The sequence below is a fragment of the Streptomyces sp. R-07 genome, assembly GCF_049913175.1.
In the GTDB taxonomy this organism is placed as follows: domain Bacteria; phylum Actinomycetota; class Actinomycetes; order Streptomycetales; family Streptomycetaceae; genus Streptomyces.
In genome coordinates this window covers 7,003,123-7,027,459 of sequence record NZ_CP183978.1, presented here as the reverse complement: position 1 = coordinate 7,027,459, position 24,337 = coordinate 7,003,123, and the positions used below count along the sequence as shown (strand labels likewise).

Annotated in this window: 18 protein-coding genes and 3 pseudogenes; 15 read left to right on the top strand and 6 right to left on the bottom strand. The window is 73.0% G+C overall.

The annotated features are described in order from the left end of the window. Positions 1-358 precede the first annotated feature (358 nt). Both ACN9M0_RS32145 and ACN9M0_RS32140 read left to right on the top strand, forming a co-directional pair. Positions 359-3,216 (top strand): annotated as a pseudogene (locus ACN9M0_RS32145) (glycoside hydrolase family 3 C-terminal domain-containing protein). A gap of 61 nt (positions 3,217-3,277) precedes the next feature. Beyond that, complete coding sequence (locus ACN9M0_RS32140) at positions 3,278-3,421, top strand: nuclear transport factor 2 family protein (protein ID WP_426404654.1); 144 nt, start codon at positions 3,278-3,280, stop codon at positions 3,419-3,421. A gap of 2 nt (positions 3,422-3,423) precedes the next feature. On the opposite strand, the gene ACN9M0_RS32135 is transcribed toward ACN9M0_RS32140, so the two are convergent. Continuing rightward, positions 3,424-3,891, bottom strand: coding sequence for a pyridoxamine 5'-phosphate oxidase family protein (locus tag ACN9M0_RS32135; protein ID WP_426404653.1), 468 nt, complete (start codon positions 3,889-3,891; stop codon positions 3,424-3,426). Positions 3,892-3,920: 29 nt separating this feature from the next. Further along, a pseudogene (locus ACN9M0_RS32130) lies at positions 3,921-4,196 on the bottom strand (Cmx/CmrA family chloramphenicol efflux MFS transporter); the annotation flags it as partial. Between ACN9M0_RS32130 and ACN9M0_RS32125 the strand changes: the two are divergent. Next, positions 4,099-4,794 (top strand): MBL fold metallo-hydrolase, encoded by a 696-nt coding sequence (locus tag ACN9M0_RS32125; RefSeq protein WP_426404652.1) that lies wholly within the window; start codon positions 4,099-4,101, stop codon positions 4,792-4,794. The pseudogene ACN9M0_RS32130 and the gene ACN9M0_RS32125 sit on opposite strands and share 98 nt — an antisense overlap. A 115-nt stretch (positions 4,795-4,909) precedes the next feature. On the opposite strand, the pseudogene ACN9M0_RS32120 reads toward ACN9M0_RS32125, so the two are convergent. Then, a pseudogene (locus ACN9M0_RS32120) lies at positions 4,910-5,173 on the bottom strand (alpha-xylosidase); the annotation flags it as partial. Between the two features lie 130 nt (positions 5,174-5,303). Here ACN9M0_RS32120 and ACN9M0_RS32115 point away from each other — a divergent pair. From ACN9M0_RS32115 to ACN9M0_RS32060, 12 genes are all read left to right on the top strand, one after another. After that, positions 5,304-5,954, top strand: coding sequence for a GntR family transcriptional regulator (locus ACN9M0_RS32115; protein WP_426404651.1), 651 nt, complete (start codon positions 5,304-5,306; stop codon positions 5,952-5,954). Positions 5,955-5,956: 2 nt separating this feature from the next. After that, entirely contained in the window at positions 5,957-6,859 is a 903-nt protein-coding gene (locus ACN9M0_RS32110; protein WP_366038980.1) for a dihydrodipicolinate synthase family protein, read from the top strand. A gap of 50 nt (positions 6,860-6,909) precedes the next feature. Next, the gene (araD, locus tag ACN9M0_RS32105) at positions 6,910-8,640 is read left to right on the top strand and encodes an L-arabinonate dehydratase (protein ID WP_426405357.1); all 1,731 of its coding nucleotides are present in this window, start codon (positions 6,910-6,912) and stop codon (positions 8,638-8,640) included. A gap of 81 nt (positions 8,641-8,721) precedes the next feature. Further along, positions 8,722-9,618 (top strand): carbohydrate ABC transporter permease, encoded by an 897-nt coding sequence (locus ACN9M0_RS32100; RefSeq protein WP_366038979.1) that lies wholly within the window; start codon positions 8,722-8,724, stop codon positions 9,616-9,618. After that, positions 9,615-10,529, top strand: a complete 915-nt coding sequence (locus tag ACN9M0_RS32095) for a carbohydrate ABC transporter permease (protein WP_366038978.1) — start codon at positions 9,615-9,617, stop codon at positions 10,527-10,529. The genes ACN9M0_RS32100 and ACN9M0_RS32095 overlap by 4 nt, the downstream gene beginning before the upstream one ends. Positions 10,530-10,555: 26 nt before the next feature. After that, positions 10,556-11,746 carry a Gfo/Idh/MocA family protein gene (locus ACN9M0_RS32090; RefSeq protein WP_426404650.1) on the top strand — a complete coding sequence of 397 codons (1,191 nt, stop codon included), beginning with the start codon at positions 10,556-10,558 and terminating at the stop codon, positions 11,744-11,746. Beyond that, entirely contained in the window at positions 11,743-12,663 is a 921-nt protein-coding gene (locus tag ACN9M0_RS32085) for a PmoA family protein (RefSeq protein WP_426404649.1), read from the top strand. Before ACN9M0_RS32090 ends, ACN9M0_RS32085 begins: the two co-directional genes overlap by 4 nt. Beyond that, entirely contained in the window at positions 12,660-14,207 is a 1,548-nt protein-coding gene (locus ACN9M0_RS32080; protein WP_426404648.1) for a family 43 glycosylhydrolase, read from the top strand. Before ACN9M0_RS32085 ends, ACN9M0_RS32080 begins: the two co-directional genes overlap by 4 nt. Before the next feature lie 61 nt (positions 14,208-14,268). Beyond that, complete coding sequence (locus ACN9M0_RS32075; protein WP_399697068.1) at positions 14,269-15,609, top strand: ABC transporter substrate-binding protein; 1,341 nt, start codon at positions 14,269-14,271, stop codon at positions 15,607-15,609. After that, positions 15,606-16,412 (top strand): rhamnogalacturonan acetylesterase, encoded by an 807-nt coding sequence (locus tag ACN9M0_RS32070; protein WP_366038971.1) that lies wholly within the window; start codon positions 15,606-15,608, stop codon positions 16,410-16,412. The genes ACN9M0_RS32075 and ACN9M0_RS32070 overlap by 4 nt, the downstream gene beginning before the upstream one ends. Beyond that, entirely contained in the window at positions 16,409-17,707 is a 1,299-nt protein-coding gene (locus ACN9M0_RS32065; RefSeq protein WP_426404647.1) for a pectate lyase family protein, read from the top strand. Before ACN9M0_RS32070 ends, ACN9M0_RS32065 begins: the two co-directional genes overlap by 4 nt. 19 nt (positions 17,708-17,726) lie before the next feature. Next, complete coding sequence (locus ACN9M0_RS32060; protein ID WP_399697064.1) at positions 17,727-18,854, top strand: pectinesterase family protein; 1,128 nt, start codon at positions 17,727-17,729, stop codon at positions 18,852-18,854. A 16-nt stretch (positions 18,855-18,870) separates the two neighbouring features. Here the strand turns inward: ACN9M0_RS32060 and ACN9M0_RS32055 are convergent, their stop codons facing one another. The 3 genes from ACN9M0_RS32055 to ACN9M0_RS32045 all read right to left on the bottom strand — a co-directional run bounded on the left by ACN9M0_RS32055 (position 18,871) and on the right by ACN9M0_RS32045 (position 24,042). Next, positions 18,871-20,373, bottom strand: coding sequence for a carboxylesterase/lipase family protein (locus tag ACN9M0_RS32055; protein ID WP_426404646.1), 1,503 nt, complete (start codon positions 20,371-20,373; stop codon positions 18,871-18,873). Positions 20,374-20,464: 91 nt separating this feature from the next. Next, positions 20,465-22,132, bottom strand: a complete 1,668-nt coding sequence (locus ACN9M0_RS32050) for a rhamnogalacturonan lyase B N-terminal domain-containing protein (protein WP_426404645.1) — start codon at positions 22,130-22,132, stop codon at positions 20,465-20,467. Positions 22,133-22,215: 83 nt separating this feature from the next. Further along, positions 22,216-24,042: an endonuclease/exonuclease/phosphatase family protein gene (locus ACN9M0_RS32045; RefSeq protein ID WP_426404644.1), complete on the bottom strand. Its 1,827-nt coding sequence runs from the start codon at positions 24,040-24,042 to the stop codon at positions 22,216-22,218. Between the last annotated feature and the right edge of the window lie 295 nt (positions 24,043-24,337).

Sequence of the window (24,337 nt, the reverse complement as noted above, 5' to 3'; positions counted from 1 at the left end):
GAGACGGCGTTCGGCGTCATTGCGTCAACCCTTCATGGCACGCGCCAGGACAGGCGGCGACCGAGGTGTCGCCGGGCGGCTGCGGTGGTGGAGGTGGAGCGGGCGGGGCGGAACCCCGGGCGCTGTCGACCCGTGGAGTTGAAGCGCTTCGACAATACTGCGAGGCTAAGTGGCCGTCGCAGGCGTGACAAGAGTCGCTCCCGAACATCTCGGGCTCCGGGGCACTTTGCCGATCCGCCCACACGACTGCCGCACACGGGAGGCGACCCTCACCGCGCCCTTGACACCCACTCTCCGCGCACGGAGCATCGAAGCGCTTCGAAACCCTCGCTCCTCCTCTCTGCCAAGGGACTCGCACGTGACCGCACACCGGCCGCCTTTCCGTGACCCGGCCCTCCCCGTGGTCCGCCGGCTCGACGACCTGCTCGACCGGCTCACCGCCGACGAACGCCTCGCGCTGCTCCACCAGTTCACGCCCGGCGTCGAGCGCCTCGGGCTCGCCGCCTTCCGCACCGGCCAGCAGGCCCTGCACGGCGTCGCCTGGATGGGCCCGGCGACCGTCTTCCCGCAGGCCGTGGGACTGGTGGCGACCTGGCACCCCGAGCTCGTGCGCCGGGTCGGCGAGGCGGTGTCCCGGGAGGCCCGGGCGATGCGCGCCAAGGACGAGCGGGCGGCCTGAACGTCTGGGCGCCGACGGTGAACCTGCTGCGCAACCCGCTGTGGGGGCGCGGCGAGGAGGGGTACGCGGAGGACCCGGCGCTGACCTCCGCGATCGCCGTCGCCTATACGCGGGGGCTGCGCGGCGACCACCCGGTCCACTGGCGTACCGCACCCGTCCTCAAGCACTGGCTCGCGCACAACAACGAGGCCGCGCGGGACACCTCCTCGGCCTCCGTACGGCCCCGGGTGCTGCACGAGTACGACCTGCGGGCCTTCCGCGGGGCCGTCGAGGCGGGCGCGGTCGCCGGGGTGATGCCCGCGTACAACCTGGTCAACGGCCGGCCGAACCACCTCTCCCCGTACCTGGAGGAGGAGCTGCGCAGCTGGACGGACCAGGAGCTCCTGGTCTGCTCGGACGCGGGAGCCCCGTCCAACCTGGCCGACTCCCAGGCGTACTTCGCGACCCACGAGGAAGCGGTGGCGGCGGCTCTGCGCGCCGGGGTCGACTCCTTCACCGACCACGGCACGGACGCCTCGGTCATCCTGGGCCGGCTGCGCGGGGCCCTCGATCGCGGGCTGATCGGCCAGGAGGACGTGGACCGGGCGGTGCGGCGGCAGTTGAGCGTGCGGTGCCGGCTCGGCGAGTTCGACCCGGAGCCCGGTCCGTACGCGGACGAGGACCGGTTCGACACGCCGGAGCACCGGGAGCTGGCCCGCGAGGCGGCCGAGGCGGCGCTCGTCCTGCTGAGGAACGAGCCCCGGGGCGGGGAGGGTCCGCTCCTGCCCTTCGCGGACGACGGGCGCCGGATCGCGGTGGTCGGTCTCCTCGGCGACGCCGGCAAGCTGGACTGGTACAGCGGGACGCTGCTCCACCGCTCCTCGCCCCTCGACGGGCTGCGGGAGCGGTTCGGCCCGGACCGGGTGGACTTCGCCGAGGGCGTGGACCGGGTGCGGCTGCGCACCGCCTCCGGCACCCGGGTGCGCGTCCCGGACGCGGGGGCCGGGCACGCCGTACAAGACACCGGGGTCGCACTCGACCCGGCGCTGCTCGCGGGCCGCGCCGACCTGCCGCCGCTGACCGCCGACGCCGAGGGTTCGGAACTGGCCCTGATCGACTGGGGCGGCGGGGTGCTGACGCTGCGCGCCCCCGACGGCCGGTACCTGTCGGTGGCCGGGGACGGCTTCGTCCGCGCCTCGGCGGACGAGCCCGGCGGCTGGGTCGTCCAGGAGACGTTCCGGCTCGAAGCCCACGACGGTGCTCACCTCCTTCGGCACCTCGGTACGGGTGGCTACGTCTCTGTCGCCGCCGACGGCGTGAAGGTTGCCGCCGGCCGGGAATCCGCCGAGGCGTTCTCCGTGGAGACGGTCGAGCGGGGCGAGGAGGCGGTCGCCCGGGCCGCCGCCGGAGCGGACGTGGTGGTCGTGGTCGCCGGGAACGACCCGCACGTCGACGGCCGGGAGACCGAGGACCGTACGACGCTCGGCCTGCCCGCCCACCAGGACCGGCTGTGGCGGGCCGCGCACGCCGCGAACCCCCGGACCGTCCTCGTGCTCGTCTCCTCCTACCCGTACGCCGTGCCCGAGGCGGCCGCCACGTTCCCGGCGGTGCTGTGGACCGCGCACGGCGGGCAGGCGGCGGGCACGGCGCTCGCCCGGGTCCTGGCGGGTGACGTCTCCCCCGCGGGCCGGCTCCCGCAGACCTGGTACGCCGCCGACGCGGACCTGCCGGGGAGGCTCGACTACGACGTGATCGGCGGCCGTCAGACGTACCTGTACTTCGACGGGACGCCGCTCTTCCCCTTCGGGCACGGCCTGTCGTACACGTCCTTCGCGTACGAGGAGCTGTCGGCGGCCGTCGACGGGGAGACGGTACGGATCGGCTGCACGGTCACCAACACCGGTGCCGTCGCCTCGGACGAGGTGGTCCAGGTGTACGCGCGGGCCGTGACGCCCTTTGTACCGCGCCCGCACCGCGAACTGGTCGCGCACGAGCGGACGTCGCTCGCCCCCGGCGCCTCCGCCACGCTCTCCTTCACGCTGCCGTTCCGAGCCCTCGGGTACTGGGACGTGGCGCACGGGCGGTGGACGGTGGAGCCCCGGGCGTACGACATCCAGGCGGGCGCGTCCAGCGCGGACATCCGGCGCACGGTCCGCGTCGAGGTGGCCGGCGAGGCGCCGGGCCCGCGCCCGGTCCTGGTGGACGGGCTCGCCGCGGCGGACTACGACGAGCAGTCCGGCACGGTCATCGTGGACCGCACGAAGGTCGCGGGCGACGCGGTGACCCCCGCCGAGCCGGATGCCGGAGGCGAACTCCTCTACCGCTCCTGCGACTTCGTCGACGGGGTCACGGAGGCCGCCGTGGCGGTCGCGGGCGAGGACGCGGTCGAACCGGCCCTCGCCGACGGCACCCCGCCGGCCCGGATCGAGGTCGCGCCGACGGGTGGCCCGTACGCATACCGCACGCTGGTCGCCCCGCTGCACCTCCAGGACGTCACGGACCTCCGGGTCCGGCTGCACGGGCAGGTACGCCTCGCGCACATCGGTTTCGCCGGCTGAACGGTCTGCGGTCGGGGGCCCGGCACCGGTTCGGTCCGGTGCCGGGCCCCGGCGACGAGGCATGCGCGGCCATGCCACAGGCGACCCGGTCCACTTCCGCGCCGCGTTCCTGCCCAGCGCCCGCATCAAGGGCATCCGGGACGGCGCGTTCCAGGTGGACGGCGGCCGGCTCGTCGCCGACAAGGCCTACCACCGCCACTCCTGAGCTCAGGCCCCGTCCGCCCAGACGCCGTCCCGCATGATGTGCCGCCCCACGATCTCGGGCTCCTCGATCCATGCCTCCACCGCGACCGGCCGGACCCGGAACCAGACGTACGCGGGGCCGGACGTACGAGGGTCCCACCCCGTCTTCGCGGCGAAACCCTCGATCGCCGCCACAGGTACGTCGTCGCTCGGGGGGGTGGTGACCTCGCCGTCCATGAGGACGACGTCCCGGGTGTCGCCGAAGGCGAGCCGGGTACGGCCCCCGGCGACGAGGTTCCGCCCGGTGGGGTTGGTCCGGCGGGTGCACAGCCAGACGGCCTCGCCGTCCCAGAGGAACGCCAGCGGCACGAGATACGGCCGTCCGTCACCGTCGGCCGACGCCACCCAGATGTCCACCTCCTTCTCCAGCCGCGCGAGCACGTCCATCTTCCGCTGCGCGGCGTCGCGCAGCGTCCCCTCGTTCTCGGCCATGCGCCCGACCCTACTCGGGCGGTGGGGAGGACCAGCAGGGCGACGGCGACGAGGGCCGCGCTCACCCAGAGCGGACCCCGGTCGCCGGCCGCCGTGCCGAGGGCCGGCGCGGCGAGGAGCGGTCCGAGGACGGCGCCGGTGTTGAGCGCGGCCGTCGCGTAGGCGCCGGCCAGCGCCGGTGCTCTGTCGGCCTCGTACAGGACACGCGTGATCAGAGTGGCGCCCACCGCGAACGACAGCGCGCCCAGGACGAACACGAGGACGAGAACGGCGGCCGGCCACGTGGACGCCGGGATCGGTCCGGCGGACAGCCCGGCCGGCTCGTGGGCACCCGTGCCCGGCGTGCTCCCCGCGGCGGGCATCGACCCGGCCGAGGTCGACACCGTGGTGCTCACACATCTACACACCGACCACGTCGGCTGGGCGGTCGTGAGCGAGGCGGCCGTGCCGTCAGCGGGCGGCGGAATGGACGGCAGGACTTCGACCGGCGATCGCCGACCTTATTTCCCGAACGCCGAATACCTGCTCCAGCGGGCCGAGTTCGACGCCGTCGACACGCTCAACCCGCAACTTCGCGGGACCCTCACCGACCCGCTCGCCGCCGCCGGCAGACTTCGGATCCTCGACGGGGACACGCCGCTGCGCACCGGGCGCGCGGTCGCTACACCCGGCCACACGCCCGGACACCAGAGCGTGCTGGTCGCCGACGGGCGCGAGCTGGCGCTTGTCACCGGCGACCTCCTGGTGCACGCGCTCCAGCTGCTCCACCCCGAGCTCGCCTACGCGCACGAGGCCGACCCCGAGGCGGCCCGGCACTCGAGGAATCGCATGCTCAGCCACGGAACCGCCACCACGCTGCACCTGGCGACGCCGCATCTGACGGAGCCGTTCCTCTCGGCGTGATCGCGGCGGTTCGGTACCGGTCAGGCCGCGAGGGCGGGCCCCGCACAGCCGAAGGACCAGGGCGGCGGGAGGGCGGGGCGGCCGGTGAGGGACGTGTAGCGGGTCAGTACGCCTGTCCGTCCTGGTGGACGGTGCCCGCGCCGGTGCCCGCGCCGTCGAGGGCGAAGTCGGGGCCGCGGTGGGCCTTTCCGGCGTGGTGGGTGACGCGGGGCCCCGTGACGCCCTCGGCGGGTGCGCGGCACTCCACGGCCAGGAGGGCCGGGTTCAGGATGTCGCCGCGGCCGGTGACGCGCTTGACGGAGGCGTGGGCCGTGAAGCGGTCGGCTTCCGGGAGCAGATCGCGGACTTCGGTGGCGTACGAGGCGTGGACGCCCCACCGTCACCGGACCCGGAACTCAGAAAGCGCTTGCGCGATCCATTGACGAAACACGAACGCCCCCTTAGCTTCATGCCCGTTGCACTTCGTACGTCATATATGAGACGCGATACACGAGATCTGAGAGTGCTCCATGGCCTTCGCCCCCAGTCCCATCCCCTCCCGCACCCAGTACGTCCTGGAAGCGATCAAGCACGACATCCTCACCGGGGGTCTCAGACCCGGCCAGGCGCTCGTGGAGACCGAACTCGCCGCGCGCTTCGGGGTCTCGAAGACCCCGGTCCGCGAGGCGCTCAAGACCCTCGCGGGCAGCGGGCTCGTGGTGATGAGCCAGTACAAGGGCGTCACGGTCCGGATGGTCGACGCGGACATGGCCCGCGCGGTCTACGACGTGCGCCTGCTCCTGGAGCCCGAGGCCGTCCGCCGCGCCGTCGCCTCCGGAGCCCCGCTCGACGCGGCGGACGACGCCCTGCGCCGCGCCGCCGGAGCCGAGGACCCTGCCGAACGGTCCCTGGCCAACCGGGACTTCCACCGGGCGCTCTACCTGCCCTGCGGCAACCCGCTGCTCGGCCGGATGCTCGACGAGGTCCGCGACCAGGCCGCCCTGGTCTCCACGGTCGCCTGGGCCGCCGTCCCCTCCTGGGACCGCGAGGCGGCCGAACACGAGGAGATCCTGCGGCTCGCCGTCGCGGGCGACGTCGACGGGGCCGGCCGGGCCGTGCACGACCACATCGCCTCGTTCGTCGAGCGCGCCTTCCCCTCCTCCCCCCTGGACAGCGAGTGAGCATGCAATTCGAGACGATGAGGGCCGCCCTCGCCGACGTCGTGGCCATCCCGGTCACGCCGTTCGCCGAGGACGGCTCCGTGGACACCGCCGCCCACCGCGCGCTCCTGCGCCGGCTGCTCGACGGCGGCGTCCGCACCCTCACCCCGAACGGCAACACGGGCGAGTTCTACGCCCTCACCCCCGAGGAGCGCCGCTCCCTCACCGAGGCGACCGTCGAGGAGGCCGGCGGCCGGGCCGCGATCCTGGTCGGCGTCGGCCACGACGTGCCGACCGCGGTGGAGGCCGCCCGGCACGCCCGCGCCACCGGCGCCCACATGGTGATGGTCCACCAGCCCGTCCACCCGTACGTCTCCGAGAGCGGCTGGGTCGACTACCACCGGGCCATCGCCGAGGCCGTGCCCGAGCTGGGCGTCGTCCCCTACCTCCGCAACCCGCTCCTGAGCGGGGCCCGGCTCGCCGAACTCGGCGCCGCCTGCCCCAACGTCGTCGGCGTGAAGTACGCAGTCCCGGACGCGGCCCGGTTCGCCGGCTTCGCGCGGGACGCGGGCCTCGACCGGTTCGTGTGGGTGGCGGGGCTCGCCGAGCCGTACGCGCCCGCGTACTTCGCGAGCGGCGCGACCGGCTTCACCTCCGGCCTGGTCAACGTCTCCCCCGCGCTCTCCCTGGAGATGCTCGACGCCCTGCGGGCGGGCGACTACCCGACCGCGATGAAGGTGTGGGAGAGGATCCGCCGCTTCGAGGAGCTGCGCGCGGCCAACGCGAGCGCCGACAACGTGACCGTGGTCAAGGAGGCCCTGGCCTCGCTCGGCCTGTGCCGCCGGGACATCCGTCCGCCGAGCCGGGAACTCCCGGACGCGGAGCGGGCCGAGGTCGCCGCGATAGCCGCGGGGTGGCCGGCGTGACGGGCGCGACGGGCGCGACGGGCCGGGAGATGCGCCCCGAGGCCCCGGCCATGCCGAGCCCGGGCAGGCGCCCCGAAGAGCTCCGCAGCCACCAGTGGTACGGCACCGACGGGTTGCGCTCGTTCAGTCACCGCGCCCGCACCCGGCAGCTCGGCTACCTGCCCGAGGAGCACCTCGGCAAGCCGGTGATCGCGATCCTCAACACCTGGTCCGACATCAACCCCTGCCACGTGCATCTGCGCGACCGGGCGCAGGCCGTGAAGCGGGGCGTGTGGCAGGCGGGCGGCTTCCCGCTCGAATTCCCGGTCTCCACCCTGTCGGAGACCTTCCAGAAGCCGACCCCGATGCTCTACCGCAACCTCCTGGCGATGGAGACGGAGGAGCTGCTGCGCTCGTACCCGGTGGACGGGGCGGTGCTGATGGGCGGCTGCGACAAGACGACCCCCGCGCTCCTGATGGGCGCGGCCTCGGTCGACCTGCCGACCGTGTTCGTCCCGGCGGGACCGATGCTGCCGGGTCACTGGCGCGGCGAGACGCTCGGTTCCGGCACGGACATGTGGAAGTACTGGGACGAGAAGCGGGCCGGGACGATCGGCGACTGCGAGCTGGCCGAGCTGGAGAGCGGTCTCGCCCGCTCCCCCGGCCACTGCATGACGATGGGGACGGCGTCCACGCTCACCGCCGCCGCGGAGACCCTGGGCGTGACCGTGCCGGGTGCCTCCTCGGTGCCGGCGGTGGACTCGGGGCACGACCGGATGGCGGCGGCCTCGGGGCTGCGGATCGTGGAACTCGTACGCCAGGACCTGCGGCTCTCGCGGATCCTGACGGCGGAGGCGTACGAGGACGCGGTCGCGGCGGTGCTCGCGCTCGGGGGGTCGACCAACGCGGTCATCCATCTGATCGCGATGGCCGGCCGGTCGGGGGTGAAGCTGACCCTCGACGACTTCGACCGGATCGCGCGGACCGTTCCGGTGCTCGCGAACCTGCGGCCCGGTGGGCGGTATCTGATGGAGGACTTCCACTTCGCGGGCGGGATGACGGGATTCCTGTCCCGGCTCACCGACGTGCTCCACCTGGACCGGCCGACCGTCTCCCACGCCACCCTGCGCGAGCAGCTCGCCGGGGCGCTGGTCCACGACGACGAGGTGATCCGGGAGCGGTCGCGGCCGCTGGCCGCCGAGGGCGGGGTCGCGGTCCTGCGCGGCAACCTCTGCCCGGACGGCGCCGTCATCAAGCACATCGCGGCCGAGCCCCATCTGCTCCGGCACACCGGCCCGGCGGTCGTCTTCGACGACTACCGGACGATGCAGCGGACCATCGACGACCCGGCGCTCGGCATCACGGCCGAGCACGTGCTCGTGCTGCGCGGCGCCGGCCCGAAGGGCGGTCCTGGGATGCCGGAGTACGGCATGCTGCCGATCCCCCGGTACCTCCTGGAGCAGGGGGTGCGGGACATGGTCCGGATCTCGGACGCCCGGATGAGCGGGACGAGTTATGGGGCGTGTGTGCTGCACGTGGCGCCCGAGTCGCATGTCGGCGGACCCCTTGCCCTCGTCCGTACGGGCGATACGATCACCCTCGACGTCGCGGCACGCTCCCTCCACCTGCACGTCCCGGACGAGGAGCTGGACCGCCGCAGGGCCGCGTGGGCACCGCCGCCGGCCCGGTACGAGCGCGGCTACGGCGCGCTCTACATGGAGCAGATCTCCCAGGCCGACACCGGCTGCGACTTCGCTTTCCTGGCCCGGCCGGGAACCACCCCCGATCCGTACGCGGGCTGAGCCCGGAGCCCACCAGAAGCATCTTGTCCGAAATCTCGAACGTCGTTCGCGAAGCGCTTCACCGAGAACGGAGCCGCCGTCATGGCCTCAGCTGTGACCCCCGCACGCCGAGCCGCCCTGCCGTACCTGCTGATCGCCCCCGCCGGCCTGCTGATGCTGGGCTTCATCGCGTACCCGGTGCTCAGCGTCTTCTACTACAGCCTGCAGAACCACAACCCCACCAAGCCCTGGCGGAACGGCTTCGCCGGCCTGGACAACTTCACCCGGATCCTCACCGACGACCCGCGTTTCTGGGGCACGTTGACCTTCAGTCTCCAGTGGGTCGTCGTGGAGGTGGCCCTCCAGCTCCTCTTCGGGCTCGCGCTCGCCCTCATCGTGAACCAGACCTTCGCCGGCCGGGCCCTCGGCCGGGCCCTGGTGTTCTCGCCGTGGGCGGTCTCGGGCGTCCTCACCTCGGCGATCTGGGTGCTGCTCTACAACTCCCAGACCGGCATCAGCCGTTACCTCGCGGACCTGGGCCTCGGCACGTACGGCACGTCGTGGCTCTCCGACACGGCGACCGTCTTCCCGGCGGCGATCGTCGCCGACCTCTGGCGCGGGGTGCCCTTCTTCGCGATCCTCATCCTCGCCGACCTCCAGTCCGTGCCCAAGGAGCTGTACGAGGCGGCCGAGGTCGACGGGGCGAGCAGGCTCCGGCAGTTCCTGCACATCACGCTCCCCCATCTCCGGGACGCGATCGTCCTGTCCACGCTGCTGCGCGCGGTGTGGGAGTTCAACAACGTCGACCTGCTGTACACGCTGACCGGCGGCGGCCCGGCGGGCGAGACGACGACCCTGCCGCTGTACATCGCCCACACCAGCGTCGACGCGCACAACTTCGGTTACGCCTCCGCCCTCACCACGGTGGCGTTCGTGATCCTTCTCTTCTGCTCGATGGTCTATCTGCGCCTGAGCAAGTTCGGAGGCGACGGCAAGTGACAGCCGAGTCCACCCTGAGCGCGGCTCCCGCCGCCCCGGCCGCGCAGGCCCCGCCGCCCGGCCGGACCCCGCCCACCGCCGCCCGCGCGAAGCGGCGGGCCTGGGACGAGGCGCCTCGATGGCAGATCTACCTGCCGCTCGGGATCTACCTCCTCTTCACCCTCGTCCCCTTCTACTGGATCCTGCTGTTCGCCGTGCGTCCGGCCGGTTCCACCTCGCTGCTGCCCTGGCCGATGACGACGGCGCACTTCGAGAAGGTGTGGACCGAGCGGAACTTCGCCGTCTTCTTCCAGAACAGCCTGCTGATCGGCGTGGCGGTGCTCATCAGCACCACCGTCGTGGCCCTGGCCGGCGGTTACGCCCTCGCCCGCTTCGACTTCCGGATCAAGAAGGGCTTCATGCTGGCCCTGCTCTGCTCCCAGTTCGTGCCGGGGGCCCTGCTCCTCGTCCCGCTGTTCCAGATCTTCGCCGAGCTGCGGATGATCAACTCGCTGGGCAGCGTCGTCATCGCCGAGACGGTGTTCCAGCTCCCCCTGTCGATGATCCTCATCAGCGGATTCATCAGGAACGTGCCGTACTCCCTCGAAGAGGCGGCCTGGGTCGACGGCTGCAACCGCTTCCACGCCTTCCGGATCGTCGTCCTCCCGCTCCTGCGGCCCGGACTCGTCGCCGTCGGCTCCTTCGCCTTCGTGCACGCCTGGAACCACTTCCTCTTCGCCCTGATGTTCCTCAGCAGCCAGGAGAAGCAGACCATCCCGGTCGGCCTCAACACCCTCATGGGCGCCGACAGCGTCGACCTCGGCGCACTCGCCGCGGGCGGCGTCATCGCCGCCGTCCCCGTGGTCGTCGTCTTCGCCTTCATCCAGAAGTGGCTGGTCACCGGCTTCAGCGCCGGAGCCGTGAAGGGATGAACAGCGACCGTATGAACAAGGAAGACATGAACACCGCACGCACCCCGCTGCCCCCCACCACCGCACGCACCCCGCTGCCCGTCGTCCTCGCCGGCGCCCGCGGCCACGGCCGCAGTCACCTCCTCAACATCCGCCGCCTCGAAGAGCTCGGCCTCGTCCGCCTCGCCGGGGTCTGCGAGCTCCGCCCGCTCGACGCGGCCGAACTGGACGGCGTCGGCGACCCGGAGCAGTCCGCCGACTTCGAGGCGCTCCTCGCCTCCACCGGCGCCCGGATCGCCGTGCTCTCCACCCCCATCCAGACCCACACCGACATGACGCTCGCCGCCGCCCGGCACGGGGCGCACATCCTCCTGGAGAAGCCGCCCGCCCCCTCGTACGCCGAGTTCCGCCGGATGGCCGACGGTGTCGGGGCCGCCGGGGTGGCCTGCCAGATCGGCTTCCAGTCGCTCGGCTCGCACGCGGTGCCCGCGATCCGCCGGATGGTGGAGGAGGGCGCGATCGGCGAGCTCCTCGGTGTCGGCGCGGCCGGGGCATGGGTCCGCGACGAGGCCTACTTCCGGCGCGCGCCCTGGGCGGGACACCGGCGGCTCGACGGTGTGGACGTCGTCGACGGAGCCCTCACCAACCCCCTCGCGCACGCCGTCGCCACGGCGCTCGCGCTCTCCGGCTCCAGCCGCGCCGAGGACGTCGGGCACATCGAGGCGGAGCTGCTGCGCGCGAACGCCATCGAGTCCGACGACACCTCGGCGGTACGGGTCGTGACCACGGCCGGCACCCCTGTCACGGTCGCGGCGACGCTGTGCGCCGAGAAGCCGGCGGAGCCGTACGTGATCGTCCACGGCAGCCAGGGCCGGATCACCTTCTGGTACCGGCAGGACCGGGTCCTCGTGCAGCGCGCGGGGCACGGCCCGGTGGAGACCGAGTACGGCCGGACCGACCTCCTGGAGAACCTGGTCGCGCACGTCACCGAGGGCGCGCGGCTGTGGGTGCCCCCGGCGGAGACGGGTGCCTTCATGCGGGTCGTCGAGGCGGTACGGACCGCTCCCGAGCCCCTGGACGTCCCCGCCGCCCACTGGCACACCGAGCCCGGCGAGAGCGCGCCGCGCCGGGTCGTCGACGGCGTCGACGCGCTGGTCGACGCGAGTGCCGACGCCCTCAGGCTGTTCTCCGAACTCGGCGCCCCCTGGGCCCCGTCGACCCGGGCGGAGGCCCGATGAACCCGGAAGCCGCCACGGTCCTGCGCTGCGCGGGCCGGGTCGTCGCCCGCTACACCACCCGGCCCGAGTCGGCCGCCGACCACTCCCCCCGGCCGTTCCTCCACCCCGTCACCACCCTCGCCGGACTCCCGGTGACCGAGACCGCGCCCGAGGACCACCCGCACCACCTGGGGGCGGGCGTCGCCGTGCCCGACGTCGCGGGCCACAACTTCTGGGGCGGGCGCACCTTCGTGCGCGGCCGGGGCTCCGTCGAGCTCGACAACCACGGGGTGCAGCGGCACGACGGCTTCAAGCTGTGCGACCCGGACGGTTTCGTGGAGGAGCTGAGCTGGACGGCCGGCGGCGAGCGGCTGCTCCGCGAGCACCGGACGGTGGCGGCCGCCGCCCTCACCGACTCCGCCTGGGCGCTGGACCTCACCTTCTCCCTCACCAACGTGTCGGGGCGGGACCTTTCGATCGGCAGCCCGGCGACGAACGGCCGCCCGGGCGCCGCGTACGGCGGCTTCTTCTGGCGCGCGCCGAAGGAGCCGACGGCGCCGGTGGTGTTCGCGGCGGGCCCCACCGACTCGGGCCCCGACGGCTCGGGCGCGGGCCGCTCGGGCGCGGGCCGCTCGGGCGCGGACGGCTCGGGCGCGGACGGCGAGACGGCGGTGCACGGTGTCACGGCCGACTGGGTGGCCCTGGCCGGGGACGGCTGGACCCTGGTGTTCGCCGGGGCGACCGCGCAGACCCGATGCGACCCGTGGTTCGTGCGCGCCGCCGAGTACCCGGGGGTGGGCTCCTCCCTCGCGTACGACGCACGGCTCCCGGTGGCTGCCGGGGAGACCTTCGTACGCCGGGTGGTGACCGTGGTCGCCGACGGCCGGCTCGACCGGGCGGGTGCCGCGGCCCTGGTCCGCAAGGCGGTGGCCTCGTGAGCGGCTCCCCCCCCCGGAGGGCCGGTGACCTGGGCGACGGCACGTACCGCAATCCGGTCCTTGCGGCCGACTGGTCGGACCCGGACGTCCTGCGGGTCGGCGAGGACTACTACCTGACCGCGTCCAGCTTCGGCCGCGCCCCCGGGCTGCCGCTCCTGCACTCCCGGGACCTGGTCAACTGGACGCTCGTCGGGCACGCCCTGGAGCGGCTCGAACCGGCCGCCGCGTTCACCGCGCCCCGGCACGACCGCGGGGTGTGGGCGCCGTCGTTCCGCCACCACGACGGCCGGTTCTGGATCTTCTGGGGCGACCCGGACCACGGGATCTTCCAGGTCAACGCCCCTTCGGTGCGCGGCCCGTGGACGGCGCCGCACCTGGTGAAGGCGGGCCTCGGCCTGATCGACGCCTGCCCGCTGTGGGACGAGGAGTCGGGCGAGGCCTATCTCGTGCACGCCCTGGCCAAGTCCCGCGCCGGGTTCAACAACCGGCTGATCGGGCACCGGATGAGTCCGGACGGCAGCAAGGTCCTCGACGAGGGCCGGGTCCTGGTCGACGCCGACCGGATACCCGGCTGGTTCACCCTGGAGGGCCCGAAGCTGTACCGGCACGACGGGCGGTTCTGGATCCTGGCGCCGGCCGGGGGCGTGGCCACCGGCTGGCAGGGCGCGTTCCGCTCGCGGTCGTTCTTCGGCCCGTACGAGGAGCGGATCGTCCTGGCGCAGGGCGACACGGATGTCAACGGCCCGCACCAGGGCGGCTGGGTCCGCACCCAGCGCGGCGAGGACTGGTTCCTGCACTTCCAGCAGTCGGGTGCGCACGGCCGGCTCGTCCACCTCCAGCCGATGCGCTGGGGCGCGGACGGCTGGCCGGTGCTGGGGGACGACGGGGCGCCCGTCCGATTCCACCGGAAGCCGGACCTGCCGGAGCAGCCGCCCGCGCGCCCCGCGGTGGACGACACGTTCCCCGGCGGGCGGTTCGGCCGGCAGTGGCAGTGGACCGCGAACCCGGCCGAGGGCTGGGCCAGTCAGCACGCGGGCGACGGCCTGCGCCTGGGCTGTGTGCGTACGGAGCACCTGGACGATCTGCGGCACGTGCCGCACGTGCTCACCCAGCGGCTGCCCGCCGGGGCCCTGACCGTCGAGGTCGGGCTGCGGCTGGACGGCGAGGCGCCAGGGGCCCGCGCCGGCCTGGTCGTCCTGGGCGACGCGTACGCCTGGATCGGCCTGGAGCGGGCCCCGGACGGCACGGTCCGGCTCGTGCACCGCTTCGCCCCGGCCAACGCGGAGCGCGAACGGGACGCGGCCCACTCCCGGCCGCTGTCCGGTGACCGGGTCCTGCTGCGGATCGAGGTCACGGCGGACGCGCGCTGCCGCTTCTCGTACGCGGTCGACGACGCCGCGGCCCCGGTCCGGCTCGGGCCGGAGTTCGCCGCCACGCCCTGGCGCTGGGTCGGCGCGCTCCTCGGCCTGTTCGCGGGCGCCCCGGTGGGCGCGGGGCACGCCGGGACGGCCGTGTTCTCCGCCTTCCGCGTCACCCCCGCCTGACGTTCCCCCTGAACTCCCCACATCCCCATCACCCGCAAGACCCGAGAGAAGAGAGCCGACGATGACCATCTTCCCCGGCGGACGGCGCAGAGCCGCCCTCGCCCTCGCCCTGTCCGGAGTCCTCGCCCTGACCGCCACCGCCTGCGGTGACGACGGCAGCGGCGCGGGCGGCGACAAGGGCACGGAGGGATCGGGCAAGGGAAAGATCACCTTCTGGGACAACAACGGCGGTGTCCGCACCGAGGTCTGGAAGGAGATCATCGCGGACTTCGAGAAGGCGAACCCCGACATCGACGTGGAGTACGTCGGGATCGCCTCCAAGGAGGTCCAGTCCAAGTACGACACCGCCATCCAGGGCGGCGGCCTGCCGGACGTGGGCGGCGTCGGCGCGGCGATGCTCGCCGGGATCGCCGCGCAGAACGCCCTGGAGCCCCTGGACGCCCGCATCGAGGACAGCGCGCTGAAGGGAAAGCTCAACGCGGGCATGGTCGCGAGCGTGAAGTCGGCGGGCGGTCAGGGCAAGCTGTTCACCGTCCCCACCTCCGCCAGCAACGGCGTGCTGTACTACCGCACCGACCTGTTCAAGGCCGCGGGCCTGCCGGAGCCCACCACCTGGTCGAAGTTCTACGCGGCGGCCGACAAGCTGACCGCCGCCGACAAGAACCGCTTCGGCTACACGATCCGCGGCGGCGCGGGATCCATCGCCCAGGCGCTCGACGCCATGTACGGCCAGAGCGGCATCACCAGCTTCTGGAACGGCGACACGACCACGGTCAACGACCCGAAGAACGTGGCCGCCCTCGAGAAGTACGCCGCGCTGTTCAAGAAGAACACCCCGGCCGCCGACGTCAACAACGACTTCACCAAGATGGTCGCGCAGTGGGACAGCGGCGAGATCGGCATGCTGAACCACAACCTGGGCTCCTACCAGGACCATGTGAAGGCGCTCGGCACGGACAAGTTCCGGGGCATCCCGAACCCGACGCTCGACGACGGCACCCGCGTCCAGGTCTCCAACCCGGTCGACGGCCTCGGTCTCTTCTCGTCGAGCAAGAACAAGGCCGCCGCCTGGAAGTTCATCGAGTTCGCGGCCTCCCACGCCTCCAACAGCAAGTGGAACAGGTCGGCCGGCGCGATCCCCGCCAACACGGAGGCGGCCGCCGACCCGTGGCTCGCGGAGGCCGAGCCGACCAAGCTCGGCGCCGAGGTCCTCTTCAGCGGCAAGGCCACGATCGTGGAGCTGCCGTACTACCTGCCGGACTGGAACACGATCTCCAAGGCCGACAACGAGCCCGGCTTCCAGAAGGTCCTGCTCGGCAAGTCCACCGCGAAGGAGTTCCTCGACCACCTCGCCGAGCAGCTGAACGCCGCCCAGGCCGAGTGGAAGCAGCAGAAGCAGTGAGCGTCGGCCGCCGCGCGGTCGTCACGGCCGGGGCGGGCCTCGCGCTCGCCCTGGCCGGGGCCCCCGCCGCCCGAGCCCAAGGACACCCCCGCATGCGCACCGTCTTCCTCGCCGGCGACTCCACGGCCGCCCAGAAGTACGCCGACGCCGCACCGGAGACCGGGTGGGGCATGGCGCTCCCCTTCTTCCTGCACCGGGAGATCGCGGTCGCCAACCACGCGGTCAACGGACGCAGCACCAAGAGCTTCCTCGACGAGGGCCGGCTCGATCCGATCCTGGCGGCGCTCCGCCCCGGCGACCTGCTCCTGATCCAGTTCGGCCACAACGACGAGAAGGTCGCCGACCCCACCCGCTACACCGAGCCCTGGAGCACCTACCAGGACAACCTGCGGGTCTTCGTCGAGGGCGCGCGCTCCCGGGGCGCACTGCCGGTGCTCGCCACGTCCGTGGAGCGGCGGAAGTTCGCCGTGGACGGCACCGCCCTGCGCACCCACGGCGCCTATCCGGCGGCGATGCGGGAGGTGGCCGTGGAGTCGGACGTAGCGCTGCTCGACATCGAGGCGCTGTCCCTGGCGCTGTGGCAGCGGCTGGGTCCGGAGGCCACGAAGACGTACTTCAACTGGACGGCGACCGAGCAGGACAACACGCACTTCAACCCGCCGGGCGCGATCGAGGTGGCCCGGCTGGTCGCCGCCGAACTCCTGCGCACCCACGTCCTCGCGCCGCGTGAGACGCGCCGCCTGGACGACGAGATACCCACCGACCGGATCACCTGGCCCGCCCCCGAGGAGAACCTCGCATGAACCGTCGCAAGCAGCTGGGAGTGGTGGCCGCGACCGCCCTCGTCCTCACCGTCACCGCGCCGGTGGCCGGTGCGCAGACCGGTGCCGCGCACTCCGGCGACCCCGCCCGCGCGATCCTGCCGGCCGGTGACGGCTGGGCCGCCGCCGGCAGCGGCACGACCGGCGGGTCCGCCGCTGCCGCGTCCCGCGTCTTCACCGTCACCACCTGGGAGGAGTTCCGGAACGCGCTCTCCGCGCCCGGGACGGAGCCCCGCATCGTGAAGGTGGTCGGCAAGCTGAACGCGACCGCCGCCGGCTGCGCCGCCTTCGAGGCTCCCGGCTACGACTTCGCCCGGTACCTCGCCGACTTCGACCCGGCCGTCTGGGGGTACGAGGACGAGGTCAGCGGCCCCCAGGAGGAGCTGCGTGCGGCCTCGGCGACGGCGCAGGGCCTGGCCATCAAGGTGAAGGTGCCCGCCAACACCACGATCGTCGGGGTCGGGAGGCACGCGGGGATCACCGGCGGCAGCCTCCAGGTGACGGGCGTGGACAACGTCATCGTGCGCAACCTCACCCTGGAGTCCCCGCTCGACTGCTTCCCGCAGTGGGATCCGACGGACAACGACCACACGGGCGCGTGGAACTCCGAGTACGACAGCCTCGTCGTGTACGGCTCCTCCCACGTCTGGATCGACCACAACACCTTCACCGACGGGGCCCACCCGGACAGTTCGCTGCCCTCGTACTACGGGGAGGTGTACCAGCAGCACGACGGCGAGCTGGACGTCGTGAAGGGCGCGGACCTCGTCACCGCCTCCTGGAACGTCTTCACCGACCACGACAAGACGCTGATGATCGGCAACAGCGACGGCGCGGGCGCCACCGACCGGGGCAAGCTGCGCGTCACCCTCCACCACAACCTCTTCGACGACGTGGTGGAGCGGGCGCCCCGGGTGCGCTTCGGCCAGGTCGACGCGTACAACAACCACTTCGTGGTGACGGGTTCGGCGTACGTGTACAGCCTCGGTGTCGGCCAGGAGTCCCAACTGGTCGCCGAGAGGAACGCGTTCACGCTCGCCGCGGACGTCCCCGCCGGGCAGATCCTGAAGAAGTGGAAGGACGCGCCGGTCACCACCGCCGGCAACTACGTCAACGGCAGCCCGGTCGACCTGCTCGCGGTCCACAACGCGCAGTACCCCGCCGAGCAGCTCCGCGCCGACGCGGGCTGGACGCCCGTCCTGCGCACCCGTGTCGACCACCCGAAGGCCGTCCCCGCCCTCGTCGACCACCACGCGGGCGCCGGCCGCCTCCGCTGAGACCCCCAGGAGGACCCGCATGCCCGCGCACCCCACCGGAGCCGACGGCCCCGGACGCCGCACCCTGCTCACCGCCGGCCTCGGCGCCGCCCTCGCCCTGGCCCTGCCGGCCGGGACCGCGAGCGCCGCCGCCCCGGCTCCCTTCGGCCGCCTCGGCTCGCCCGCCGACCGGCTGACCCCTCGGACGCTCTACGTCGACGCCGGCGGCCTGGGCGACCACACCACGGTCCAGGCGGCCGTCACCGCGGCCGACGGACCCGGCTGGACGCTGGTGCTCGCCCCCGGCACGTACCGCGAGACGGTCGCCGTGAGCCCCGCCCGTACGGACATGACCTGGATCGGCGCGAGCGGGGACCCCCGGGACGTCGTCGTCGTGTACGCCAACGCGGCCGGCACGCCCAGGCCCGGGGGCGGCACCTACGGCACGACCGGCTCCGCGACCACCACCGTCCAGGCGGACGGCTTCACCGCCCAGGGGGTCACCTTCGCCAACGACTTCCTCCGCACGGACCTCCCCGGGAACCCCGGCACGCAGGCGGTCGCGCTCAAGGTGCAGGGCGACCGGTCGGCCTTCTTCCACTGCCGGTTCCTCGGCCACCAGGACACCCTGTACGCCGACTCGACGACGCTCGGGTCCGTGGCCCGGCAGTACTTCGCGCACTGCTACGCGGAGGGCGACGTCGACTTCGTCTTCGGCCGGGCCCGGGCGGTCTTCGAGCACTGCCACTTCCGTACGCTGCTCCGCCCGGACCTGGCGGCGGCCCCGTACGGCTTCGTCTTCGCCCCGTCCACGGCACGGACGAACCCGTACGGCTTCCTCGCCGCCCGCTGCCGGATCACCAGCGAGGCCCCGGACGGCTTCTACAAGCTGGCCAGGCCGTGGGTGCCCGGTTCGGACCCCACGGCCTGGCCCTCGCTCGTGATCCGGGACAGCGTCCTCGGCCCCGGGATCGACGCCGACGCGCCGTACGCGAACATGCGTGACGTCTACCCGTGGCAGGACCAGCGGTTCGCCGAGTACCGCAACACCGGCCCCGGCGCCGGGATCACGGTCCCGGAGAACCGTCCCCAGCTCGATACCGGCGCGGCCGCGTCCGCGACCCGGACCGTGTATCTGGGCGACTGGACACCCCGGCAGCCCCGCTGACGGGTGGCGCGTCCGTTCACGGGCGCAGGAGGGGAAAGCCCGCCTGCGCCCACAGCGCACGGGGGGCGGCAGGCGCGTCGCCCTCGTCGTCCTCGTCGGTCCGCCACACCTGCGCCTGCCCGGTGGAGTCGTCGAACGACGGCCAGCCCGGGTCTCCGGTGGTGGCGAAGCCGGCCCAGGCGCGCACCATCCGGCGGGCCAGATCACGGTCGGCGGAGCTGGAGGCGCCGCCGATGAGGAAGGCCACGCAGTCCTTGTCGACGTTGCCGAAGGCGAAGGGGATGTCCGCGCAGTGCCAGGCCCGCACGTCCCGGTGCGGGCCGGTGCGGCGGCGGTCGAAGCGCGACAGGAACGCCCGTCCGCCGCCGCGGGCGTGATGCTCGACGAGCCGGTGGGCGTACTCCCCGAAGAGGAGGTCGCCGAAGACCGCCAGGTAGACGTCGAGCACCGGGGCGTCGGGCAGCGCGGCGCGATAGCCGGCCACCAGCCCGTCGGGTAGCCCGAAGTCCTCCGCGAACCTCGCCAGTTGCTCTGCGGTGGTGACCTTCGCGCTGCTGCCGACGGCGTCGAGCAGCCGGTACTCCTCCGTGGTGTGGCAGACGAGGAGGTCCACGTCCCGGCCCGCACCGGTGGCAAGGCCCGTGAGGGGGTCGACGGGCAGGACGTCCCCGTCGAGGACGGGGGCGTAGAGCGAGGGGTCGTAGTGGCGGGATCCGGAGGCCGGGTCGCGCCGGTACGCCTCGACGACCTGGTCGGAGGCGGCGACCAGGGCCTGCGGGCTCGCGGCTGCCAGGCCCTCGGGGGTGGCCGGGCAGCCCGCCGCGGCGGCGACCTCACGCGTGGTCGCCGCGGCGAGGGCCGGCGGATAGTGCGGGCTGGCGGGGCTGTGGACGATGGCGCGGTGGAACAGGCCGCGCGCCCGGTCCATCACCATGAGGCAGGCGACCGACGCGGCCCCCGAGGACTGGCCCGCGACCGTGACGTTGCCGGGGTCGCCGCCGAACGCGGCGATGTTCTCCCGCACCCAGCGCAGGGCCGCGACCTGGTCGAGCAGGCCCCGGTTGTCGGGGAAGGAGACTCCTCCGGCGGCGGGGACGTGCCCGAAGCCCTCGAAGCCGAGCCGGTAGTTGACGGTGACCACGACCAGACCGGCCCGGGCCAGGGCGTCGCCGTCGAAGTCGGGCTGGGCCGAGGAGCCGAAGGTGTAGGCGCCGCCGTGGATCCAGACCAGGACGGGCAGGGACCCGCCGTCCGGGGCCGGGGTCCAGACGTTGACGGTGAGGACGTCCTCGTCGCCGGGCGACCACACGGGCGAGCCGGGCAGCTCCGCCGACTGCGGGGCGACGGGGCCGAAGGCCGTACAGTCCCGCACGCCGCTCCAGGGGGCCGCCGGGGCGGGCTCTCGGAACCGGCGAGCGCCGAACGGCGGTGCGGCGTAAGGGATTCCGAGCACGGCGACGACATCGCCGGAGGCTCGGAAACCCCGTACCGCACCGCCCGTCGTCTTGAAGATGTCCATGGGCTCAGCTTGTCATCGCACCCCTGACCGGCACCAACACCAAGATCACGACGATTCACGCACCGCCGGTGTCAATGCCGGGACGCGGGCGTCAGGGCAGCAGATCGATGCAGTCGATCGCGGTGCCGGGGCTGAGGAAGCCGGTGCCGGAGGAACCGCTGACGATGTTCAGCTTCAGCACGTTGTACTGGCTCGGGTCCGTCTTCCAGGCGCTGGCCGGGACGACGTACGTGAAGGTGTGGTTGTTGCCCCGGTAGGAGCCGTTGGTCAGCGAGCGGGTCGACGGCTGGGTCGGGGGCGCGGGGATCGTGGAGACCCAGTCGTTGACGGTCACCTGCGGGCGGCCGTTGAGGAAGGCCGTCGTGACGCCGATCCGCAGGGTGCGCGCGGCGGCGGCCTGGGCGGCGGTGAGCCGGAAGTAGACGAGGACGCCGTCGTTGACGTCCTTCCAGAGGTAGCAGGGGAAGGAGCCGGAGACGTCCCCGCCGTCGATGACGACGTTCCCGGTCCAGGGTGCGGCCCGGACGTCGGCGGGGTGGGCGTACGTCATGAGCGCCGCGTTCTTGAACGCGCCGGGGGTGCCGTCCCAGTCGCCGACGCGCCAGAGCGCGGGGGCGGTGCTCGGGTCGTTGGCGAGGGTGAGCGTGTGGAGCGCGGTGGCGGTCCCGGCGGTGACGGTCACCGTGCTTGTGTGGACGGCGAGTTCGCCCTTGTACACGGTGAGGGTGTAGGTGCCGGGCAGCATGCCCCGGCAGGAGAAGGCGCCGGTGCCGGCGGCGGCGCGGGTCCAGTACTGCGCGTCGGCGTTGGCGAAGCCGACGGTGTACGGGTGGTCCGCGTCCATGCCGGCAAGGCCGACGCCCGCGACCCGGCCGCGTCCGGCGGCGCCCACCCAGTTCGGGATGCCGAGCGGGTCCACCCAGGAGGTGTCGTGGTTCGCGGCGATGAGCGCCGGGTCGGGGGTGCCGCCGTCGGTGAACGCGAGCAGATAGGGGCCCTGGAGGCCGAAGCGCATCGCCTCGGTCTGCGACTGGCTGTAGTGGAGGATCTCGTAGAGGCCGACGCCCAGTTCGTTGGAGTGGCGGAGCAGCGACCGGTAGAAGGGCCCGCCGGAGGCCTTCTCGTGGTTGGAGCGGACCATCCAGAGCCCGACGGAGCCGGTGGTGTAGCCGACGTGGTCGTAGTCCATGACGCGGACGCCCGAGTAGTGCTTGGAGCGGGTCTGCCCGTCGGCCCGCTGCCACACGTCCCCGGCCTCGATGACGGTGTCAGCGCCCTCGACCCAGGAGTCGGGGCCCTCGTTGGGGAAGATCCCGGGCTTGAGGCGGGCGATGAAGCGGGTGGCGGTGAAGGAGGTGTCGGCCTTGTCGGTCCACAGGTACACGTTGTCGAGTCCCGCCCTGGCCGCCAGGTAGTGGCGGAGGGTGCCGTGGACGACGGTGACGAGAATGGTGGAGCCGGTCTGCGCGAGGGTGACGGTGGAGGCGCCGAGGCCGGACTCGACGTGCGAGTGCTTGCCGCCGTACCCCTCGTACTCCTTGCCCTTGTACACGAGCGAGGTGAGGTCGCCGGTCGACTTGGAGACCTTGAAGACCAGTCCGGCGCCGGTGTCGACGACGTACTGGGCGCCGTCGTCGCTCCAGCCGAAGCCGGCTGCTCGGGCAGTGCCTCCGACGGTGGTGAGAGCGGCTCCGGCCGCCGCCGCACCGAGGAGGGTGCGGCGGCGGAGCGGGGAGGTGGAGGTGTCGTACGGGCTCATCGGTGCGGCTCCTTCGACGGCGTGCGGGCCTGGTGTCCCTGGGTCGCCGCCGGACGGAGAAGGGTTGCCGCCCCGGGCCCGCGTCAGGGGACGAGGCGGACGACCTGGGGGTCGTGGTCGCTGGCCTGGTCGGCGAACTCGCTGTTGACGTGGACGATGTCGTAGTCGTACGAGGTGAGGGCCGGGCTGGTCAGGATGTGGTCGATGGCCTGGGAGTTGCCCTCGTAGACGTAGGTGTAGCGCTCACCGGCCGGGAGGCTGTTCACGAGCGGGGTGAGGACGCCGCCGGAGGTCAGCGTGGTGACCGTGCCGGAGAACTCGAAGTCGTTGAGGTCGCCGAGGACGACGACGCGGGCGGAGGGCTGGACGGCGAGGAGCTGCTTCACGAAGCCGTTCACCTGGGTGGCCTGCTTGCCGCGCTGGGTCTCCGACGGGCGGGCGGGCGGCTGGAAGCGGGAGTGGAGGGGCTGGTCGCCGCCCTTGGAGGTGAAGTGATCGGCGATGACGAAGACCGTGCTGCCCTGGAAGGTGAACTCGCCGGCGAGCGGCTTGCGGCTGGCGTTCCAGGCGGAGTCGGCCGGGTTGATCCGGCCGGGCGAGGCGGAGAGCGCGGCGGTGCCGCCGTTGTCCACGACGGAGACGGCGGTGGTGGAGGTGCCGCCGGGGCGGTCGGTGAAGCCGACGCGGGCCGGGTTGTAGAGGAAGCCGACGCGGATGTTGCCGCCGGGCTCGCCGCCGTCCTGGTCATTGACCGGGTTGATCTGGCGGTACTGGTAGGCCGGCCCGCCGGCGGCCGAGACGGCGGCGATGAGCTTGGCGTAGGTCTGGTCGGCGGCGACGACCCCGTTGTCCGTCGCACCGTTGTTGTCCTGGACCTCCTCCAGGGCCACGATGTCGGGCGAGGCGAGGTTGCCGACGATTCCTGCGGCGAGCCGGTCGAACTTGGCCTGCGGGTCGGTCGGGTCGAGGTTCTCGACGTTGTACGTGGCCACCGCGAGCTCGCCCGCGGCCTGCGCCCGGGTGGTCTCGGGGGCGAGGGCGTTGTCGGTGAGGGTGCCGAGGGTGGTGGCCTGGATGCCGTAGCCGCCGAAGTCGTCGTAGTCGAGCGGGCCCGCGGTCGTGCCGCTGAGGACGTCGCCGACGTCGGCGACCGGGAAGGCGGAGGTCAGCAGGGACTCGATCTTGACGCGGCCGGCGTTCTGGGAGGCGTACGAGCCGTAGACGGTGCCGCCGCGCGGGGTGGGGTGTTCGGCGGGGTCCGCGGTGACGAAGAGCTCGCTGTAGGGCGTGGTGGCGCCGACGACCCCGGTTCCGCTCACCTGGACGCGCATGCCCTCCAGGGACTCGTACCGGTCGAGCGCGTACGTCGACGGGGAGAGGGTGAGGCCCTCGATGGAGGCGCCGCCGGCGTCGGGGGCGTAGGTGTCCGGGACGGAGGCCGCGTCCAGGGTGAAGGCGGCGGGGAGCGCGTTGCCGGTGGAGAGGGTGGCGGTGATGGTCGCGGAGGTCAGCTCGGTGAGGGACTGGCCGCCCTCGGCGGAGCCGCCGGGGTAGTACTCGGAGACGGTGCCCCGGACGGTGATCCGGTTGCCGGCCTTGGTGGAGGGGGTGGTGGATCCGGTGTACACGAAGAGGGCTTCGCTGGTGGCCGCGTTGCCGTCGCCGGCCGGATCCTGGATCCAGTATCCGCGGGAGGTGCCGGTGGAGCGGATCGCGGTCACGATGCCGGTGACGGTGACCTGCTGGCCGCTGTAGGGCGAGAGCCGCTTGGTGCCCTGGACGGCGGCGATGGTGACGGTGGCGGCGTGCGCGGGGAGCGCGAGCAGGCCTGCCGTGAGGGAGCCGACGAGGGCGGTGGCGGCGAGCAGGCCGGTGCGGCGGCCTCGGGCGGGTATGTGACGGGGGGTCATGGGGTGCCTTTCGCGAGGGGCGTGGAGGGATCGCGGAGCACCGCGCCTGGCGCGCGTGGGGACGCGCCGTGGCGGCAGGGCAGTTGTAGTGGCGGCGGATGACGCGGAGGGAACCGGCAGGTGTGCGACGCGTGTCACCTCTACGCGCGTCACACGGTGTGGGCGGTTTGCCATGGTCCTGTCATGCTTGCCCGCGGCCGCTCCTGTCATCCATCCTCGCTGCGTAGGCGTCCGGTTCGGTCGGACTTAGCTGCGTACACGCGGGTTCGGTCGGCCCTCGCTGCGTACGCGGGTT

What these genes read in the sequence shown, in the direction of transcription:
- ACN9M0_RS32140 (WP_426404654.1), top strand. Translation starts at nt 3,278, where the DNA reads ATGCGCGGCCATGCCACAGGCGACCCGGTCCACTTCCGCGCCGCGTTC.
- ACN9M0_RS32075 (WP_399697068.1), top strand. Translation starts at nt 14,269, where the DNA reads ATGACCATCTTCCCCGGCGGACGGCGCAGAGCCGCCCTCGCCCTCGCC.
- ACN9M0_RS32060 (WP_399697064.1), top strand. Translation starts at nt 17,727, where the DNA reads ATGCCCGCGCACCCCACCGGAGCCGACGGCCCCGGACGCCGCACCCTG.
- ACN9M0_RS32135 (WP_426404653.1), bottom strand. Translation starts at nt 3,891, where the DNA reads ATGGCCGAGAACGAGGGGACGCTGCGCGACGCCGCGCAGCGGAAGATG.
- araD (WP_426405357.1), top strand. Translation starts at nt 6,910, where the DNA reads ATGCCGAGCCCGGGCAGGCGCCCCGAAGAGCTCCGCAGCCACCAGTGG.
- ACN9M0_RS32050 (WP_426404645.1), bottom strand. Translation starts at nt 22,132, where the DNA reads ATGAGCCCGTACGACACCTCCACCTCCCCGCTCCGCCGCCGCACCCTC.
- ACN9M0_RS32115 (WP_426404651.1), top strand. Translation starts at nt 5,304, where the DNA reads ATGGCCTTCGCCCCCAGTCCCATCCCCTCCCGCACCCAGTACGTCCTG.
- ACN9M0_RS32090 (WP_426404650.1), top strand. Translation starts at nt 10,556, where the DNA reads ATGAACACCGCACGCACCCCGCTGCCCCCCACCACCGCACGCACCCCG.
- ACN9M0_RS32100 (WP_366038979.1), top strand. Translation starts at nt 8,722, where the DNA reads ATGGCCTCAGCTGTGACCCCCGCACGCCGAGCCGCCCTGCCGTACCTG.
- ACN9M0_RS32085 (WP_426404649.1), top strand. Translation starts at nt 11,743, where the DNA reads ATGAACCCGGAAGCCGCCACGGTCCTGCGCTGCGCGGGCCGGGTCGTC.
- ACN9M0_RS32045 (WP_426404644.1), bottom strand. Translation starts at nt 24,042, where the DNA reads ATGACCCCCCGTCACATACCCGCCCGAGGCCGCCGCACCGGCCTGCTC.
- ACN9M0_RS32065 (WP_426404647.1), top strand. Translation starts at nt 16,409, where the DNA reads ATGAACCGTCGCAAGCAGCTGGGAGTGGTGGCCGCGACCGCCCTCGTC.
- ACN9M0_RS32055 (WP_426404646.1), bottom strand. Translation starts at nt 20,373, where the DNA reads ATGGACATCTTCAAGACGACGGGCGGTGCGGTACGGGGTTTCCGAGCC.
- ACN9M0_RS32110 (WP_366038980.1), top strand. Translation starts at nt 5,957, where the DNA reads ATGCAATTCGAGACGATGAGGGCCGCCCTCGCCGACGTCGTGGCCATC.